We start from the raw sequence: 17,092 nt of genomic DNA on the forward strand, positions 1-17,092 counted from the left end.
TGGCGGCATGGCAACAGTTGCGGAGTGGATCGAGGGGGCACGGCCGCGGACGTTGCCGAACGCCGTCGCCCCTGTTGTCGCCGGGATGGGCGCTGCAGCACAGCTCGGTGCGTTCTCGTGGTGGCAGTCCCTGCTGGCGCTGCTCGTGGCGCTGGCGCTGATCATCGGGGTCAACTTCGCCAACGACTACTCCGACGGCATCCGCGGCACCGACACGCACCGGGTGGGACCACTGCGGCTGGTCGGCTCGGGGGTCGCGCAGCCGAAGGTGGTGCTCGGCGCCGCGCTGGCCGCGCTCGGCACAGCCGGGGTACTCGGGCTCGTACTGGTCGCCGCGACGGGCACCTGGTGGCTGCTCGTACTCGGCGCGGTCTGCATCGCGGGTGCCTGGTTCTACACCGGCGGCGCGCGGCCCTACGGCTACGCCGGGCTGGGCGAGGTGGCGGTGTTCGTCTTCTTCGGACTCGCCGCCGTGCTCGGCACCGTCTACGTCCAGGCCGGCACGCTGAGCTGGGTGGCGCTCGGCTGCGCCGTGGCGGTCGGCTGCCTGTCAACGGGGGTGCTGGTCGCCAACAACCTGCGCGACATCCCGACCGACCGCGAAGCGGGTAAACGGACGCTCGCCGTCAAGCTCGGCGACGGCGGCACCCGCCGGCTGTACCTGGTGCTCGTGACCGTGCCGTTCGTGATCACCGTTGCGCTCGGGATCGCCCACCCAACGGCGCTGGCCGGGCTGCTCGCCGCGCCGCTGCTGTTCGTGCCGGTGCGCACCATCACCGGCGGCGGCGCGGGCCGCGCACTGATCCCGGTGCTGCGCGACACCGGCATGGCGATGCTCGCCTGGGCCGTGCTGACTGGCGCGGCACTGGCGATCGCAGCCTGAGAGCCCCGCAACACCTCAGCCGGGCTCGCCGGTCTCCAGGAAGCGATCCAGCGCGGCGAGGTGCGGGGCGAGGTCGTGGCCCTGCTCGGCGACCCACGCGTCGTTGTAGTACGTGTTGGCGTAGCGCTCCCCGCCATCGCACAGCAGGGTCACCACGCTGCCCCGCTCGCCGCGCGCCAGCATCCGGGCGATGACGGTGAAGGCACCACACAGGTTGGTTCCCGTCGAGCCGCCCGCCCAGTGGCCGGTGCGCTGCCGCAGGAGCCGGATCGCGGCGAGCGAAGCGGCATCCGGCACCTGCAACATCTCGTCGATCACCGAGGGCACGAACGACGGCTCGACGCGCGGCCTGCCGATGCCCTCGATCCGGGAGGGCATCCCGGTGCCGTAGTCGCGCGCACCGGTCTCCCAGGCGCCGAAGTACGCCGAGTTCTCCGGATCGACAACGGCAATCCTGGTGGGATACCTGCGGTACCGGACGTAGCGGCCGAACGTCGCGCTCGTACCGCCGGTGCCCGCGCCGACCACGATCCACGACGGCACGGGGTGCCGCTCGGAGCGCATCTGCGAGAACACCGATTCGGCGATGTTGTTGTTGCCGCGCCAGTCGGTGGCTCGCTCGGCGTAGGTGAACTGGTCGAGGTAGTGCCCGCCGCATTCGGCCGCGAGCCGCTCGGCCTCGGTGTACATCGCCAACGGCACGTCGACGAAGTGGCAGCGCCCGCCGTAGAACTCGATGAGGTCGATCTTCTCCTGGCTGGTCTTGCGCGGCACGACCGTGACGAACTCCAGGCCGAGCATCCGCGCGAAGTAGGCCTCGGAGACGGCCGTGGAACCGCTGGAGGCCTCGATCAGCGTGGTATCCGGGCCGATCTGCCCGTTCACCAGACCGTAAAGGAACAGCGAACGCGCGAGCCGGTGTTTGAGCGAACCGGTGGGATGCACCGACTCGTCCTTGAGGTAGAGGTCGATGCCCCACTCCGGCGGTAACGGGAACACGTGCAGGTGCGTGTCCGCACTGCGGTTCGCATCGGCCTCGATGATCCGGATGGCCTCGCGCACCCAGGCGTCGTTCACTCGCGCTCCGAGCTCTCACCACGCAGCTGGGCCCGCAGTTTCGCGCGTTCGGTCGCCCTGTGCTCGTTGCGCGCAGCCAGCCCCGCGGTGACACGCCCGTTCAGCCTGCGGAGCAACAGCAGCCCCAGCGGCAGGCCGACCACCAGACCGACCGCGAGCGCCACGAGGAGCGGCACGCCGGCCAGCGTCAGCAGAGCGGCCAGTACGGCCACCAGCGCGAAGCGCGCCAGCACGTACAGGCTCAGGTCGCGGGCGAGGTGCGCACCCGGTCGTTCACTCACGTTCTAGGAGGCTACGCCGCCGCGCCCGCCGCCTTCCGGCAGGTCGAGCCCGGTGTTGTTGGGCCGGCCCTCGAAGCGGGTCGACAACACGACGGTGGTGCGCGTGCGGGCGACGCCGTCGATGCGGCGGAGCCTGCCGAGCGAGCGCTCCAGCTCGTCGACGGTCTCCACCCGCACCTTGACGACGAAGGCCTCGTCGCCGGCCACCGCGTAGCAGCTCTCCACCTCCGGCAGCTCACCGAGCGCCACCGCCACCTCGTCGTCGGAGGCGGTGTCGGTGGGCTGGATGCCGACGAGGGCGGTGACACCGAGTCCGACGGAACCCGGGTCGACCACCGCGTGGTAGCCGGTGATCACGCCAGCTGCCTCCAGCTTGCCGACACGCTCGTGTACCGACGACGGTGAAAGCCCAACAGCTCTGCCCAGCTCGGCGTAGGTGGCCCGCCCGTTGTCGCGGAGCTCAGCGATGATCTTGCGGTCGACTCGATCCACGAGAAAGAGGCTAGCGGTCGGCGGCACCTGTCCGAACCGACCCATTTGCCCCTTACTACCTCTTTACCCTTTGACAACCGTTCGAGTACCCGGCGGGGGAAGTGCAACGATTGCGCCGTTGAGGACCGGGCACGGCGGCAAGCTTGCCCGACGCGCACCCGGTATAGCACTGAAGGTGTGAAGGAGGCGGAAAGTGACCGCGACCACGGGAGGACGGCTACTGACACCGGGCGAGGTCGCCGCGTTGTTCCGAGTCGATCCGAAGACGGTGACCCGTTGGGCTACAGCGGGCCGGATCGGTTCGATTCGCACCCCAGGAGGGCATCGCCGGTTCCGCGAGTCCGAGGTCAACGAGCTGCTGGCTGAGCTGACGACTGACGCCAGCGAGCCGAAGCGCGCCTGACCGCCGGAGGGTGCCCATGCGGCAACGCTGGGCACCCTCCGACCCAAAATCCGGCAAAAGGGTTAACCTCGAGGGCAGCAATCGCATCTGGCGCAGCACTTCGGAAGGGAGCGAGCATGCTCTACCTGCTCGCGGCAGTCGGCGCGCTCACCATCGCTGTCCTGTTGTGGCGAGTCATCGGCGCCGAACGGGTCGGCGTACCGACACGTCAGAGCCCCATCGCCCCGGACGACGACCCTGACTTCCTTCGCCGGCTCGGCGAGCAGCACAAGAAGCCGGACGAGGACGGCGGCAAGTAACGGTTCAGCGGATCAGGCGGTCGGCCGCGAAACCGTCGGCCACCGTCGCAGCGAGCTCGAGCAGTGCGAGCCGCGTGCCTGGCATCAGGCGATCCAGCTCGATCTCGGCGCCCTCTTCCAGATGCTGGTCGAAGGGGATCCGCACCACACCGCGAGTGCGCGCGGCGAAATGCGCGCCGAGCTTGTCCAGATCCACCGAGCCCGCCTTCGGCCGCACCGAGTTGATCACCGTCACCGACCTCGTGACCAGCTCGCCGTAACCGTGGGCCTCCAGCCAGTCCAGAGTGGCCGATGCGCTGCGGGCCCCGTCCACCGAACCCGACGACACGATCACCAGCGCGTCCGCCAGGTCGAGTACACCCTTCATCGCAGAGTGCATCAGGCCGGTGCCGCAGTCGGTGAGCACGATGTTGTAGAAGTGCTCCAGCAACGCCACGGTGCGCCGGTAGTCGTGTTCCGAGAAGGCCTCCGACACCGCGGGATCCTGCTCGCTGGCGAGGATCTCCAGCCGGCTGGGGCCCTGTGAGGTGTAGGCCCGCACATCGCTGTAGCGCGTAATCCGATCGGCATCCCGCAGCAGGTGCCGCACGGTCGCCGTGGTCTCGATCGGGATCTTCTGCGAGAGGGTGCCCCGGTCGGGGTTGGCGTCCACCGCGATCACCCGGTCCCCGCGCAGCGAGGCGAAGGTCGAGCCGAGCGTGGTCGTGGTGGTGGTCTTGCCGACGCCACCCTTGAGGCTGAGCATCGCGATCCGGTAGCAGCCGCGCAGCGGCTGGTTGACCCTGGAGATCAGCTCCCGCCGCCTGCGGTCGGCCGGGCTCTCCCCCGGGTTGATCAGCTTGCCCGTACCCACATAGACGGCCTTGCGCCAGCCCGACTGCGGGGTACGCCGCATCCGCCGGACGAGCTGGGCTCCGGTGAGGTCGGCGGAGCTGCCTGCGGGCTGCCTGCCGCGTTGCGGCTGCGGCAGCGGTGGCAGCGGCTGCTCGTACTGCTGAGGGTGCAGCGGCGGCAGGTTGGGGTCGTAGCCGGGCTGCGGCGGCGGGTACGGCTGCTGGTACTGCTGAGCGGCCAGGCCGGGGTGCTGGGTTGAATCCGTGCTCGCCTCGGAGTAAAGCGGCGGCTCTTGCCCGTTCGGATCGATGGGTCCGGTCACCGCGTCATTCCTCCGGTCGTCGCTGTCATGTGCGACGGTAGCCGCAGCCGCCGACGAGCGTCAGCCGACTCCGGCATACGAGTGAAGACCGGTGGTCACGAGGTTGACGAAGAACAGGTTGAACACGGTCGCCGCGAAGCCAACCACGTTGATCATGGCGGCGCGCCGGCCACGCCATCCCGCCGTCGCCCGCGAGTGCAGGTACGCGGCGTAGATCACCCACGCGATGAACGCTACCGTCTCCTTGGGGTCCCAGCCCCAGAACCGGCCCCAGGCGGCTTCCGCCCAGACCGCTCCACACAGGACACCGAAGGTGAACACGGGGAAGGCGAACACGGTGGTGCGGTAGGCAATGCGGTCCAGCACGTCGAGCGAGGGCAGCTTCGGCGCGAACCGTGCGAACTTGGCCGGGTTGCTCTCGTTCCGCGAGCGGATCAGGTACAGGATGCTCGCCACACCGGGCACCAGGAACACGCCCGAGGACGCCGCCGCCGCGGACACGTGGATCACGAGCCAGTAGGACTGCAGCGCGGGCTGCAGTGGCGCTGCCACCGAGTAGAGCCAGGTGCCGCCGATGAACATCAGCATCACGACCGGCAGCAGCATGAACATCGACAGGTGCCGGACGGGGAACTTGCGCAACATGACGAGCCAGGCGACCACCGCGATCAGGCAGACCGCCATGATGTACTCGTACATGTTGCCCCACGGCACGCGGCTGGTCGCCAGGCCGCGGAGCACGAGCGCCGAGCAGTGCAGCAGGACACCGAGCACGGTGAGCGCCACACCCATCCGGCCGAAGCGCTCCGCACGCGACCGTCCGCCGGGAGCCTGCGTGGTTCCGCTCGCGGGCGGAGTGGCCGGGCTGCTCGTCACCGGTGCACCACCCGCACCGACGAGCTCGCGGGCACGTTCCTTCGTCCGCGCGGCGGCCTGCCTGCCCTGGCGGCCGAAGGACTGCTCGATGAGGAAGAACACCATCGCCAGCACGTACACCGCTACGGTCGTGGTGTAGGACCAGTCGCTGTACTGCGACAACGTCTCGTTGACCGGCATCAAGGTGCCCTTCTGTCGCGAGTCAGGAGGTCACCCGCGATCCTGGTGAACTCCTCGCCGTATCCGGCTTGATCTGTGCGGGCGAGCCCGCCGACTTCTACTACAGTATGTCGTTTGTCGTCGCCGTCCGCTACGGGGGTCACCCGTACCCACAGCCGGCGTCGCTTGACGAACAGTGACCCGCCGAGCCCGACGAACATCGCGACGGCGAAGCCCAGCACCCACACCTGCGTGGGATCGTGCGAGACCTGCAGCGACACCCACGGCTGCACGCTGTCGAAGCGCACCCGGGTGCCGTCGTCCAGTGTCAGCTCCTGGCCGAGGCCGAGGTTCTCCCGCGCGACGCGCTGCAACCGCCCGTTGTCGACCATGGACTGGTCGATCTCGAAGATCGACTGGCCACGGCCGGAGTCGACCCCGAGGTCACCGCGCATGACGTCCACCGCGACGGCGGGGTCGGTGAGCTCGGGGAACGACGAGGTCAGGATGTTGCCCTGCAGCGCGGCGGTCGGCGCGAACAGACCGGTGATCGCGAGCTGGCTCTTGCGGCGCTGCTCGGAGTCGGTGACGTCGGGCCGCTCGAACTTCGTCGCGCCCTCCGAGAGCATGGTGATCTGGTCGACCGGCCGCCACTGGATCGTCTGGGTGCGCTGGCTGCCGTCCGGGAACGTGACCGTGAACGTCGGCGCGTAGCCGTGGCCGAGCAGGTAGACCCGGTCGCCCGCGGTGCGCAGCGGCTCGTTGACCTGGAGGTGGTACGGGCGCCAGGTGCGGCTGTCGAGATCGGCACCGGACTGGTACTGGATGTTCGACTCGTAGCCCACCGGCTGTCCGGTCGGCGCGTAGGTCGCCTTGAAGTCGTTGACCCGCACGCAGAACGGGTTGAGCTCCGTGCCGTCGACGCGCAGCCCCGGGTTGAACGAGTCGTAGTTGTAGATGCCGGCGTTGCAGAACTCGTCGCCGTCGGCGAGGACGATCACCTGGCCCTCGTAGGAGTACATGGCGCCGAGTGCGAACGTGACGATCACGCCGAGCATGCCGAAGTGGAACAGCAGGTTGCCGGTCTCCCGCAGGTAACCGCGCTCGGCGCTGATGCTGCGGCCGCCGCCGTTCTCCTCGCGCTCGACGACCCGCCAGCCGCGGAGACGGGACTTCGACGCCGAGATCACGTCGCCGACCTCGGCGTCGGTCTCCGCCCGCGCGTGGTGTGGCATCCGCGCGAGGTTGCGTGGGGTGAGCACCGGCTTGGCCCGCATCGACCGGACATAGTCGACACTGCGGGGCAGCAGGCAGCCGACGAGCGAGACCATCAGCAGCAGGTAGATGGCCGAGAACCAGACGCTGGAGTACACGTCGAAGAACTGCAGCCGGTCCAGCACCTGACCCCACCAGCCATGCTGGCTGATGTACTCCAGTGTCTTGGGTTCGTTGAGCGAACGCTGCGGTAGCAGGGCGCCCGGCAGCGCCGCGAGTGCGAGCAGGAAGAGCAGGATCAGCGCGGTGCGCATGGAGGTGAGCCCGCGCCAGGTGTTGCGCAGGAACGCGAGAACGCTGCGCGTGCGGGTGTGGCGGTACTCCTTGTGCTCGGGGCTCAGCGTGCTCGTCACAGTGGGAGCTCCGTGTTGGTGATGAAGGCATCCCGCAGCCAGCCGGTCAGCTCCGCCCACAACCCGGTGACCAGCAGGATGCCGACCGCGAGCAACAGCACACCGCCGAAGACCTGCACCTGGCGGCCGTTGCGGCGCAGCCAGTCGGTGGCGCCGACCGCCCACCTGGCACCGGCGGCGATGAGCAGGAAGGGCAGTCCGAGACCGACGCAGTAGACCAGGACGAGCAGGAAGCCACGTGCGCCGGTGCCGCCGCTGCCGGCCGCGACGGCGAGCACACCGGACAGCGTCGGACCGATGCACGGGGTCCACCCCAGACCGAACACGGCACCGAGCACGGGCGCGCCCCACAGTCCGGCACGCGGCACGTAGTGCGAGCGGACGTCGCGTTGCAGGCCCGGGATGAGCCCGAGGAACACCAGCGCCATCGCGATCGTCAGCACGCCGCCGATGCGTTGCAGGGTCTGCTCGTTGAGAAGCAGTGCGTCGGCGAGCCAGACGATGCTGCCGACACCTGCGGTGAAGACCACCGTGAAGCCGAGTACGAAAAGGCCGGTGGCGCCGACGACGGCCCGGCGGCCACGCTTGCGGCTCTCGTCGGGGTTCACGGCGGGGGCGTCCGACCCGACGAGCGCGGCGAGGTAGGCCAGGTAACCGGGCACCAATGGCACCACGCAGGGAGAGGCGAACGAGACGGTACCGGCGAGCAAAGCCACCGCCGCGGCGAGCAGCAGCGGGCCCGACATCGCCAGCTCGGTCGGATTCACGACCCTCAGCGTAAGGAATGCGTTTCCTGTGAAGTCAGCGGGCTACCTGCGACTCTGCCGATCTCCACCTGCCGGACGCGCACCGTTCACGCGCCGTCGCTACGTTGGCGATCATGAACGGTTCTCTCGTTTCGCGTCGCGCTGCCGTGCTCGGAGCCCTCGGCGGCGCCGGCCTCGTCGTCTTCGGAGGCGTCGCAGGGGCACACCCGCACCGTCCACTGCGGATCGCCGTCGCGACGAACGAGCCATGGGGGACCTACCACGTCAAACCGCTGCTCAGCGAGGCAGCGCGCCGGGGCTGGCAGCTGACCCAGCTGGTGCCGGACCTGTCGAACATCGCTCCGGGCGAGCCGGTGCCGGTCGCGACCCCGGACACGCTGCGCGGCGCCGATCTGCTGGTGGTGACCGGCGCCGGGGACTGGCCGGTGGAGTGCGCCGAGCGGTTCCGCCGGCTGCCGCTGGCGGCGAGCTCGCTTGCCTACCTCGGCCCGGCGGAGGCCCCGCTGGCGCGCCGCCTGCGCGGCCGGCTGCGCTCGATCACGTCGTCCTCACCCGCCGAGTCCCGCGCCTTCGGCGGCTACCTCGGCACGCACCGGCGCATCCGGGTCGTCGGCTCCCCGCAGACCGACAACCTGCCGCGCCGGGCGCCCGAGACGGATCTGGTCCTCGTCGTCACCAGCGTCACCCGCCCCAACGGCACCGGCGGGGCGGCGCCAGGCACCGAACTGCTGCTGACAGCGGCGGAGCAGCTCGCAGCGGCGGGCAAGCGGATTCTGGTGGGCCTGCACCCGCGGGAGGACCGCTCGCTGTGGGATCGGTACGAGATCAGCGATGTCGCCACCGTGCAGGCCTCGGCCAGGGCCGAGGTCGCGATCGGTATCCCCGGCACGGTGTTCCCGCTGATCACCGCCGTCGGCACGCCGGTGGTGGGCTGCACGGACCCGGCGCTGACGGTGCCGGACTACCTGCTCGCCGTGTGCTCGTCGACGATCGGCGACCCGGCGGCCGCGGTCCAGGCAGTGGGCGACGCACGGTTGCCCGCAGCGAACGTGCTCGCCGACGCCGTCGGCCCGGTCGGTGGCTCCGCGGCCCGGCTGCTGGACGTCTGGCGGCGCGCCGCCAGCCCGTCTCGGCACCTCGCGCACGCCGGTCGCTGACGTCCGAACGGGAGACTCGCGCTCCGGAGCGGGCAACTCGGGCGCCTGAGCGGGGGACTCGCGAGCTGGAGCGGGGGACTCGCGGCTATTACTCCTGGAGCAGGCGTTGCGCGACAGGTGTCACATCGGAGGCAAGCAGCGGGCGGAGGAAGATCGCGGCCACGCGCTGCTGTTTGTCCACGATGATCGTCGAGGGCACGACGTTGCGGGGGTAACCAGACAGCTGCAGCAGTGAGCGGCCCGACGGATCATAGATCGACGGGTAGGTCAGGCTCCGGTTGCGCACGAAGTCCTGCGGCGCCGAGCGGTCGAGGTCCCGCACGTCGATGCCGAGCACCTGCACGCCCTGATCCTTGAGCTGGTCGTACACCTGCTGCATCTCGGGCGCCTCGGCGCGGCACGGGCCACACCACTGTCCCCAGATGTTGATGACCACGACCTTGCCGCGGTAGTCGGCCACCGAGATCTGCTTGGTCTCGTCGAACAGGTCCTCACCGGACAGTTCGGGCATCGGTTGCCGGTCCGCGCCCTCGTAGAAGATGTCGGTCTGGCCGCCGGGCGAGACGAACGTGAAGCTGCTCCCGCGCGAGACGGCGTCGCTGCCGGTCGTGCAGCCTGCGAGCAGCAGCACCGCGCCGAGCAGCAGAGCGAGGATCCTGCGGGGTTTCATGCGCCGGTCACCATGGGGTCCGTCGTTCCGGCCGGCTCGCTGTAGACGATGTCGACGAGTTGCTCGCCGTCGAACACCAGGCTGGTCAGTGAGGCGAGCGAGCACTGCCGCCTACGCGGATCGTGCCACAGTCGCCTGCCCTCCAGGAACCGGCGCAGCGTCCAGATCGGCAGCTGGTGGGACACGCACAGCGCCTCGCGCCCCTCCGCCTCGGCTCGTGCCCGGTACACCGCGCCCAGCATCCGGTGGGCGATGTCCACATAGGGCTCACCCCACGACGGCAGGATGGGGTTGCGCAGCTTGGGCCAGTGCCGTGGCTGGCGCAGCGCGCCGTCGCCGACCGCCACCCGCAGGCCCTCGAACTGGTTCGCCGCCTCGATCAGCCCCTCGTCGGTGGCGATGTCGAGCCGGTGCGCGCCCGCGATCGGTGCCGCGGTCTCCTGCGCCCGCTCCAGCGGCGAGGCGACTACGTGCACCAGGCCGTGCCCCGCCAGTGCCTCGGCGACCGTGAGCGCCTGCTTTCTGCCCCGCTGGGACAGGAAGAAGCCAGGCATGCGCCCGTAGAGCACACCGTCCGGGTTCTCCACCTCGCCGTGCCGCAGCAGGTGGACGATCGTGCGCGCGGTCATGGCCGCTCCGCCGCAGCCGCTGCGCGTGCGGCCGGCACCAGCGCGGCCTCGATCACCTCGAACGCGGCGTCGTCCATGGCGGCATTGACGAACCACGCCTCGAACGCGCTCGGCGGCGGGTAGACGCCGTTGTCGAGCAGTGCGTGGAAGAAGGGCGGGAAGCGCCACGTCTCGCTGGCCGCGGCGGCCGCGTAGTCGTGCACGGGCCGGTCGGTGAAGAACACGCTCACCAGGTTGCCCGCGAACGCCACGGTGTGGGCGACACCGGCGGCGGTCAGTGCCTCGCCGAACAGCGTGCCGAGCCGTCGCGCGTTGGCGTCCAGCGCCTGGTAGACCGGCTCCCCCGCAGCCCGCAGGGTCGCCAGGCCCGCCGCGACCGCGACCGGGTTACCGGACAACGTGCCAGCCTGGTAGACGGGGCCGCTCGGCGCGAGCCTGGCCATCACGTCGGCGCGGCCACCGAACGCGGCGGCGGGCAGCCCGCCGGACATGACCTTGCCGAACGTGTAGAGGTCGCCGGCAACGCCCTCCAGGCCGTACCAGCCGGCGGCCGACACCCGGAAACCGGTCATGACCTCGTCCATGATCAGCAGGGCACCGTGCGCGTTGGCGAGTTCGCGCAGCTGGGCGTTGAAGTCGTGCAGCGGCGCCACCGCACCCATGTTGCCTGCCGCGGCCTCGGTGATGATCGCGGCGATCGAGTCGGGGTTGTCCGCAAAGGACTTCCGCACCGCGTCGATGTCGTTGTAGGGCAGGACGAGCGTGTCCGCGGCCTGCGCGCCGGTGACACCCGGCGAGGTCGGCAGGCCCAGCGTCGCGACGCCGGAGCCAGCTTGGGCCAGCAGCGCATCGACGTGGCCGTGGTAGCACCCGGCGAACTTGATGATCTTGCTGCGGCCGGTGAACCCACGGGCCAGCCGGATGGCGCTCATCGTCGCCTCGGTGCCGGAGTTGACCAGGCGCACCTGCTCGACCGGCTCGACCCGGCGGATGATCTCCTCGGCCAGCTCGACCTCACCCGTGGTCGGTGTGCCGAACGACAGGCCGGACGTCGCTGCATCCTGCGCCGCCCGCACCACGTCGGGGTGTGCGTGGCCCAGGATCATGGGCCCCCACGACGACACCAGGTCGACGTAGCGGTTGCCGTCGGCATCCCACAGGTGCGGTCCCTCGCCGCGCACCATGAAGCGGGGCGTGCCGCCCACCGCCGCGAACGCGCGGACCGGCGAGTTGACACCGCCGGGCGTGGCCGCGGAGGCCCGCCCGAACCATGACTTGGACTGCTCGACTCCTGTCACGGCTGCCAGTCTCGCAAAGCCGGCTCAGGCGGCTGCGGCCTGCCCGTTCTCGCGTGACTTGCGGTACTTGCGACGGCGAGTGCGCACACCGAGGGAGAACTGGCGGACGGCGTCCAGCACGAGGATCCCGGCGAGCCCGGCAAGGCCGATGGCCAGACCGACCCAGTTGCCTGCGTAGATGTAGGAGACCAGTTGGGTGCCGTCGTCGAGCCGGACCGAGACCGTGGTCTGCGACGCCGCCCAGCAGGCGAGCGCGCCCCAGACCGAGAGCGCGGCCACCAGACACTCGGCGACCGCGACGAGAACCCGCCACGGCTGGTGTAGCGGCTTGTTCGAGTAACCGGGCACCGCGGGCCAGACGACGTCGCTCACGCCGAGGATTTTCGCAGCACCGGGTGTGGCCGCGGTGAGGGCACCCTGTGCCTTCATTGCTTCGATGACTTCCTGGCCTTCCGCAGCGCGGCACGCAACGCGTCGGCGTCGCTCGCCCACGCCAGCACGACCGTCCCGTCGGCCAGCCGCACCGGCACCTCCGCGTACTTGCGCGGCACGCTGACGCCCCCGCCGAGCACCCTGGCGCCTGCCGGTGCCTCGCCGTCCGGCAGGGCGGCGATGTCGGCGATCTTCAGGTGTTCTCGCCCCTGCGTCAGGTGGGTGGTGGTGACGCGGACGACGAGGAAACGGCGCCGGGCGAATACCCACACCGCCGTGAGCCACAGCAGGCCGAGGCCGACGATCACCCACATCACGGTGTGCGGGCGGTCGCCGATCAGCAGCTCGACCCCCAAGCCGGCGAGCGCGAACAGCGGCCCGTACAGCAGTGGCCGCCGGCTCGCTCCCGGCTCGGCGTACAGCTGCGTGGTCACAGCGCCTTCGACGGCTTCGCGAAGTAGCCCTGCACGTTCGGCAGGTACAACAGCACCGTGGCGACGATCGTGACCAACGCGGACGCGAGCGTGACCAGGTTGGAGAACAGCACCACCTGGAAGATCAGGACGACCGCGGCCAGCACGGTGAGCACGGTGCGCGCCGAGCGGGTGCCCTCCCGCGTCTTGTAGGCGAACAGCCCGAACAGCACCCCGAACACGATCGCGCCGACGAACAGGGTCCACAGCAGCGAGGTGGTGCCCGAGGCGATCTGGTCGTTGGTGATCCGCTGGTCGTTGTTCATCTCGATCAGCGTGTCGATGATCTGCTGCCGGGCCGTCAACGTCAGCCCGAATCCGAGGATGAGCACGAGCCCGGCGAGCAGCCACAGCCCGAAGGACACCGTCACCGCCGTCGGCGGGTGCACTCGCGTGGGGTCCCCGTCCGGCAGTGGCGCTGCGGGCGGCAGCGCCTTCGCTGGCCGCTGCTCGTCCGATTCGTCTGAGTCAGTCACGGTTGCGCACTCTAATCCAGCCAGGCAGCCGCCTCGGCCGCCCAGTACGTGAGGATCATGTCGGCGCCCGCGCGGCGAATCGAGGTGAGCACCTCGAGCACCGTGCGCTGCCGTTCGAGCCAGCCGTTCGCGACGGCCGCCTCGACCATCGCGTACTCGCCGGAGATGTTGTACGCGGCAACGGGGACCGGTGAGGCCTCGGCTGCCGCGCTGATGACGTCCAGGTAGGACAGAGCCGGCTTGACCATGATCGCGTCGGCACCCTCGGCGATGTCCAGCTCGATCTCCCGCAGCGCCTCGCGGGCGTTGCCGGGGTCCTGCTGGTAGGTCTTGCGGTCTCCCTTCAGCTGCGAGTCGACGGCCTCGCGGAACGGTCCGTAGAACGCGCTCGCGTACTTCGCGGAGTAGGCGAGGATGCCCACCTCGGAGTAGTCGGCGTCGTCGAGCGCACGCCGGATCACGCCGACCTGGCCGTCCATCATGCCGCTCGGCCCGAGCAGATGGGCTCCCGCGGCGGCCTGGGCCAGTGCCATCTCGGCGTACCGATCCAGCGTCGCGTCGTTGTCCACCCTGCCCTCGGCATCGAGCACCCCGCAGTGACCGTGGTCGGTGAACTCGTCAAGACACGTGTCGGCCATCAGCACCGTGTCGTCACCGAGTTCGGCCCGCAGCTCACGCAGGGCGACATTGAGGATGCCGTTCTCGTCGGTCGCCCCCGAGCCGACCGCGTCGCGCGTGGTGGGGACGCCGAAGATCATCAGCCCGCCGACACCAGCGCGCACGGCCTCGACCGCGGCCTTGCGCAGCGAGTCCCTGCTGTGCTGGACGACGCCCGGCATGCTGGAGATCGGGCGCGGCGAGTCGGCGCCCTCGGCCACGAACATGGGCAGGATCAGCTGGCGCGGCCGCAGCGTGGTCTCGCTGACCAGACGTCGCATGGCCGCCGTACCCCGCAACCGCCGGGGCCGATGCTCAGGAAACACCCTGTTGACGCTACTCCGCCGCGAAAGTCCCATTCGCTGCGCCTTGAAGGTCCCCCAAGGCCACCTTGGTTGCGTTGAACGCAACCAAGGTGGCCTTGGGGAGCACTTCTACTCGCTCAGCACGGTCCCGCAACCTCGCCATCACCCCTACCCTGCAAGTACGGGACTCGACACCGGAGGCGGTATGCGCGAGCAGGAACGCCCATGAGCATCGACGTACTGAGGCTGACCCGGGAGCTCGTGGCCATCGACACGATCGGCCACGCCGAGAGTGCCGCGCTGGCGGTGGTGGCGCCCCTGCTGGAGAACGCCGGGTTCGCCGTGACCGTGTCCGAGCACGAGCCCGGCCGGGGCACCCTCGTCGCCGAGTGGCACACCGATCTGGACACGCCGCCGCTGTGCCTATCGGGGCACGTCGACACCGTGCCCCTCGGCACGGCGCAGTGGCAGCACGATCCGTTCGACGCCGAACCGGACGGCGACCGCCTGCACGGCCGCGGCACGAGTGACATGAAGGGTGGTGTCGCGGCGATCGTGTCCGCGGCATGCACGGTCGCGGGGGGCAGGCCACGGCGCGCAGGCATGCGGCTCGTGCTCACTGCCGCCGAGGAGACCGGCTCGGCCGGCGCCCGGCATGCCGCCGAGTCGCTGACGGGCAGACCGAGCGGACCGCTGCTGATCACCGAGCCGACCGGCAACACCGTGCTACACGGCCACAAGGGTGCGCTCTGGCTCTCGGCGCGTGCGCGGGGCGTGACCGCGCACGGTTCGATGCCGCAGCTCGGCGACAACGCCGTGTACAAGCTCGCCAGGGCGGTGACGCGGTGGGAGTCCTACGCCTTCGACACCAAGCCGCACCCGGTGCTGGGCGGCCCGACGCTCAACGTGGGCACCTTCCACGGCGGGCTCAACACCAACTCCGTACCCGACAGCGCCGAGGCCACCCTCGACGTGCGTACCGTCGCCGGGCAGGACCACGGTGCGGTGCTGGCTGGCCTCGCCGCACACGCGGGCGATGAGGTGCGCCTCGCGCCGCTGGTCGACCTGCCGCCGGTGTGGACCGAACCCGGCGACGAGTGGGCGGCCTCGGTCGCCGAGATCGCACGGGAGATCACCGGTGGCGGCCACCCCGAACCACGCGCGGCGAGCTACTTCACGGACGCCTCGGTGCTGACGCCGGCGCTGGGCATGGTGCCGACCGTCATCTGCGGCCCCGGCGAAGCCGAACAGGCACACGTGACCGATGAATGGTGCTCCATGCGCAAGCTCACCGAATCGGTCGCCATTCTCGAACGGGTGTGCACCTCCTGGTGCGTGCTCTAGCCGGATAGCAGAAAAGCCCCGTCAGCAACGGGGCTTTTCCACTCAGGAACGGCGAGCGCGCTTGGCCTTGCGGGGCGGCGGCAGCGCGCCCTCGGCGCGCAGCTTGGCCGCGTGCTCGGCGAGCGCGTCCACAAGCATGATCACGTTCGGCTTCTCCGGCTGCACGTCCACCCGCAGCCCGAACTCGGTCGCCGTCTCCGCCGTCTTCGGTCCGATGCAGGCCACGAGCGTGCGCGCATGCGGCTTACCCGCGATGCCGACCAGGTTGCGGACCGTGGACGAGGACGTGAAGCACACCGCGTCGAAGCCACCAGTCTTGATCATCTCGCGAGTCTCGGCGGGTGGCGGCGCGGCCCGCACGGTGCGGTACGCGGTCACGTCGTCGATCTCCCAGCCCCGGTCTCGCAGGCCCGCCGACAGCGTCTCGGTCGCGATGTCGGCGCGCGGCAGCAGCACGCGGTCCACCGGGTCGAGGATGTCGTCGTACGGCGGGAACTCCGCGAGCAGGCCGTCGCTCGACTGCTCGTCCGCCGGCACCAGTTCGGGGATGATCCCGAAGGAGCGCACCTTGTCGGCCGTCGACTCGCCGACGCACGCGATCTTCACGCCGGAGAACGCCCGCGCGTCGAGCCCGAACTCGGCGAACTTCTCCCACACCGCGCGGACGGCGTTGGTCGAGGTGAACACGATCCACTGGTAGCGCCCGTCGACGAGGCCCTTGACCGCGCGCTCCATCTGCGCCGGGCTGCGCGGCGGCTCGACCGAGATGGTCGGCACCTCATGCGAGGTCGCACCGTGGCTGCGCAGCCGGTCGGCCATGTCGCCCGCCTGCTCCTTGGTCCGCGGGACCAGTACCTTCCAGCCGTACAGGGCGCGCGACTCCCACCACGACAGCTTCGAGCGGTTGCCCGCGGCGCTGCCGATGCTCACCACGAGCGGGCCGACGAGCTCGCCGGCGTCGGCGGCCAGTGAGGCGAGCGTGGAGTCGACGGTGCGCTGGGTGTTGATGGTGCCGTTGGAGGTCACCGCCACCGGCGTCTGCGGTGCGAGGCCGTTCTCGACGAGCGCGGACGCCGCCTCGGCGAGGTGGCTGGACGTCGCGTGCAGCACGATCGTGCCGGGCGTGCGGGCCAGGCCGGGCCAGTCGACGTCGGAGCGCACGTCGACCTCGGTGTGCGCCCCGCCGAGTGCCACGCCCGCGTAGGCGGGCACGGCCGCACCGGGCGAAACGCCGGGCACGACGTCGAAAACGGCGCTGGTGCGCGCCACGGCCTGTACCTCGGCGACGACGGCGGGCTGCGTCAGCGGGTCGCCGGACACCAGCCGAAGCACGAGGCGGCCTGCCTTGGCCTCGGCGGTCAGGTCCTTGGCGACGTCACCCGGCTCGCCAACGGCCGGGCGCACCTCCGCCTCGGGACCGGCGAAGGCGAGCACACCGGCCGGCACATCCGGATCGGTCACCACGAGCTCGGCCTTCGCGAGCAGTTCCTGGGCACGGACCGTCAGCAGTCCGACGTCGCCGGGGCCCGAGCCCACGAAGGCGACGCGCCCCGTGGTCTTGCGTGCGCGGGTCATCTACTTCGTCTCTCCTCTTGGTCGGCCGCAACCACACACGCGGCCGAGGTTCGTA

20 protein-coding genes are annotated in these 17,092 nt (G+C 70.4%); 5 read left to right on the forward strand and 15 right to left on the reverse strand.

What is annotated here, in order from left to right; all coding sequences use genetic code 11:
- Positions 1 to 7 precede the first annotated feature (7 nt).
- Entirely contained in the window at positions 8 to 883 is an 876-nt protein-coding gene (locus ABZ863_RS01085; protein WP_358529432.1) for a 1,4-dihydroxy-2-naphthoate polyprenyltransferase, read from the forward strand.
- 15 nt (positions 884 to 898) lie between these two features.
- Here the strand turns inward: ABZ863_RS01085 and ABZ863_RS01090 are convergent, their stop codons facing one another.
- Genes ABZ863_RS01090 through ABZ863_RS01100 form a run of 3 tightly spaced genes read right to left on the reverse strand, consistent with a single transcriptional unit; the run spans position 899 to position 2,733 of the window.
- Positions 899 to 1,960: a PLP-dependent cysteine synthase family protein gene (locus ABZ863_RS01090; protein ID WP_358529435.1), complete on the reverse strand. Its 1,062-nt coding sequence runs from the start codon at positions 1,958 to 1,960 to the stop codon at positions 899 to 901.
- Positions 1,957 to 2,241, reverse strand: a complete 285-nt coding sequence (locus ABZ863_RS01095; protein ID WP_358529437.1) for a DUF4229 domain-containing protein — start codon at positions 2,239 to 2,241, stop codon at positions 1,957 to 1,959. Before ABZ863_RS01095 ends, ABZ863_RS01090 begins: the two co-directional genes overlap by 4 nt.
- 3 nt (positions 2,242 to 2,244) lie before the next feature.
- On the reverse strand, positions 2,245 to 2,733 hold the full coding sequence (locus tag ABZ863_RS01100) for an Lrp/AsnC family transcriptional regulator (protein WP_358529440.1): 489 nt from the start codon (positions 2,731 to 2,733) through the stop codon (positions 2,245 to 2,247).
- 193 nt (positions 2,734 to 2,926) lie between these two features.
- Here ABZ863_RS01100 and ABZ863_RS01105 point away from each other — a divergent pair, with 193 nt between their 5' ends.
- Entirely contained in the window at positions 2,927 to 3,136 is a 210-nt protein-coding gene (locus ABZ863_RS01105; protein ID WP_110334667.1) for a BldC family transcriptional regulator, read from the forward strand.
- Between the two features lie 116 nt (positions 3,137 to 3,252).
- Entirely contained in the window at positions 3,253 to 3,435 is a 183-nt protein-coding gene (locus ABZ863_RS01110; RefSeq protein WP_358529441.1) for a hypothetical protein, read from the forward strand.
- A 4-nt stretch (positions 3,436 to 3,439) separates the two neighbouring features.
- On the opposite strand, the gene ABZ863_RS01115 is transcribed toward ABZ863_RS01110, so the two are convergent.
- From ABZ863_RS01115 to ABZ863_RS01130, 4 genes are all read right to left on the reverse strand, one after another.
- The gene (locus ABZ863_RS01115; protein ID WP_358529444.1) at positions 3,440 to 4,591 is read right to left on the reverse strand and encodes a MinD/ParA family protein; all 1,152 of its coding nucleotides are present in this window, start codon (positions 4,589 to 4,591) and stop codon (positions 3,440 to 3,442) included.
- A 60-nt stretch (positions 4,592 to 4,651) separates the two neighbouring features.
- Positions 4,652 to 5,647: a c-type cytochrome biogenesis protein CcsB gene (gene ccsB / locus ABZ863_RS01120; protein WP_358529447.1), complete on the reverse strand. Its 996-nt coding sequence runs from the start codon at positions 5,645 to 5,647 to the stop codon at positions 4,652 to 4,654.
- Positions 5,647 to 7,155, reverse strand: a complete 1,509-nt coding sequence (locus tag ABZ863_RS01125) for a cytochrome c biogenesis protein ResB (RefSeq protein ID WP_358530457.1) — start codon at positions 7,153 to 7,155, stop codon at positions 5,647 to 5,649. The genes ccsB and ABZ863_RS01125 overlap by 1 nt, the downstream gene beginning before the upstream one ends.
- 95 nt (positions 7,156 to 7,250) lie before the next feature.
- Entirely contained in the window at positions 7,251 to 8,000 is a 750-nt protein-coding gene (locus ABZ863_RS01130; RefSeq protein ID WP_358530460.1) for a cytochrome c biogenesis CcdA family protein, read from the reverse strand.
- 134 nt (positions 8,001 to 8,134) lie between these two features.
- On the opposite strand from ABZ863_RS01130, the gene ABZ863_RS01135 reads away from it, so the two are divergent.
- Complete coding sequence (locus ABZ863_RS01135; protein ID WP_358529449.1) at positions 8,135 to 9,178, forward strand: hypothetical protein; 1,044 nt, start codon at positions 8,135 to 8,137, stop codon at positions 9,176 to 9,178.
- A gap of 88 nt (positions 9,179 to 9,266) precedes the next feature.
- Here the strand turns inward: ABZ863_RS01135 and ABZ863_RS01140 are convergent, their stop codons facing one another.
- From ABZ863_RS01140 to hemB, 7 genes are read right to left on the reverse strand one after another with little or no spacing between them, the layout of a single operon-like run.
- A complete protein-coding gene (locus ABZ863_RS01140; protein ID WP_358529452.1) occupies positions 9,267 to 9,848 on the reverse strand; it encodes a TlpA disulfide reductase family protein in 582 nt (193 codons plus the stop codon).
- Entirely contained in the window at positions 9,845 to 10,477 is a 633-nt protein-coding gene (locus ABZ863_RS01145; protein ID WP_358529455.1) for a histidine phosphatase family protein, read from the reverse strand. Before ABZ863_RS01145 ends, ABZ863_RS01140 begins: the two co-directional genes overlap by 4 nt.
- A complete protein-coding gene (hemL, locus tag ABZ863_RS01150; RefSeq protein WP_358529457.1) occupies positions 10,474 to 11,775 on the reverse strand; it encodes a glutamate-1-semialdehyde 2,1-aminomutase in 1,302 nt (433 codons plus the stop codon). The genes ABZ863_RS01145 and hemL overlap by 4 nt, the downstream gene beginning before the upstream one ends.
- Before the next feature lie 24 nt (positions 11,776 to 11,799).
- A complete protein-coding gene (locus ABZ863_RS01155) occupies positions 11,800 to 12,147 on the reverse strand; it encodes a hypothetical protein (RefSeq protein ID WP_358529460.1) in 348 nt (115 codons plus the stop codon).
- Between the two features lie 53 nt (positions 12,148 to 12,200).
- Positions 12,201 to 12,641, reverse strand: coding sequence for a hypothetical protein (locus ABZ863_RS01160; RefSeq protein ID WP_358529463.1), 441 nt, complete (start codon positions 12,639 to 12,641; stop codon positions 12,201 to 12,203).
- Entirely contained in the window at positions 12,638 to 13,156 is a 519-nt protein-coding gene (locus ABZ863_RS01165) for a hypothetical protein (RefSeq protein WP_358529466.1), read from the reverse strand. The genes ABZ863_RS01160 and ABZ863_RS01165 overlap by 4 nt, the downstream gene beginning before the upstream one ends.
- A gap of 11 nt (positions 13,157 to 13,167) precedes the next feature.
- Complete coding sequence (gene hemB, locus ABZ863_RS01170) at positions 13,168 to 14,139, reverse strand: porphobilinogen synthase (RefSeq protein WP_358529469.1); 972 nt, start codon at positions 14,137 to 14,139, stop codon at positions 13,168 to 13,170.
- Between the two features lie 204 nt (positions 14,140 to 14,343).
- Here hemB and ABZ863_RS01175 point away from each other — a divergent pair, with 204 nt between their 5' ends.
- On the forward strand, positions 14,344 to 15,462 hold the full coding sequence (locus ABZ863_RS01175) for a M20 family metallopeptidase (RefSeq protein ID WP_358529472.1): 1,119 nt from the start codon (positions 14,344 to 14,346) through the stop codon (positions 15,460 to 15,462).
- Positions 15,463 to 15,504: 42 nt separating this feature from the next.
- Here the strand turns inward: ABZ863_RS01175 and ABZ863_RS01180 are convergent, their stop codons facing one another.
- On the reverse strand, positions 15,505 to 17,037 hold the full coding sequence (locus ABZ863_RS01180) for a bifunctional uroporphyrinogen-III C-methyltransferase/uroporphyrinogen-III synthase (RefSeq protein ID WP_358529474.1): 1,533 nt from the start codon (positions 17,035 to 17,037) through the stop codon (positions 15,505 to 15,507).
- Positions 17,038 to 17,092: the final 55 nt, after the last annotated feature.

Source organism: Saccharomonospora sp. NPDC046836 (genome assembly GCF_040645195.1).
Taxonomy (GTDB): domain Bacteria; phylum Actinomycetota; class Actinomycetes; order Mycobacteriales; family Pseudonocardiaceae; genus Prauserella_A.

Coding starts and splice junctions, on each gene's coding strand:
- ABZ863_RS01175 (WP_358529472.1), top strand. CDS start 14,344: ATGAGCATCGACGTACTGAGGCTGACCCGGGAGCTCGTGGCCATCGAC.
- ABZ863_RS01180 (WP_358529474.1), bottom strand. CDS start 17,037: ATGACCCGCGCACGCAAGACCACGGGGCGCGTCGCCTTCGTGGGCTCG.
- ABZ863_RS01110 (WP_358529441.1), top strand. CDS start 3,253: ATGCTCTACCTGCTCGCGGCAGTCGGCGCGCTCACCATCGCTGTCCTG.
- ccsB (WP_358529447.1), bottom strand. CDS start 5,647: ATGCCGGTCAACGAGACGTTGTCGCAGTACAGCGACTGGTCCTACACC.
- ABZ863_RS01125 (WP_358530457.1), bottom strand. CDS start 7,155: ATGCGCACCGCGCTGATCCTGCTCTTCCTGCTCGCACTCGCGGCGCTG.
- ABZ863_RS01135 (WP_358529449.1), top strand. CDS start 8,135: ATGAACGGTTCTCTCGTTTCGCGTCGCGCTGCCGTGCTCGGAGCCCTC.
- ABZ863_RS01145 (WP_358529455.1), bottom strand. CDS start 10,477: ATGACCGCGCGCACGATCGTCCACCTGCTGCGGCACGGCGAGGTGGAG.
- ABZ863_RS01140 (WP_358529452.1), bottom strand. CDS start 9,848: ATGAAACCCCGCAGGATCCTCGCTCTGCTGCTCGGCGCGGTGCTGCTG.
- ABZ863_RS01085 (WP_358529432.1), top strand. CDS start 8: ATGGCAACAGTTGCGGAGTGGATCGAGGGGGCACGGCCGCGGACGTTG.
- ABZ863_RS01130 (WP_358530460.1), bottom strand. CDS start 8,000: ATGTCGGGCCCGCTGCTGCTCGCCGCGGCGGTGGCTTTGCTCGCCGGT.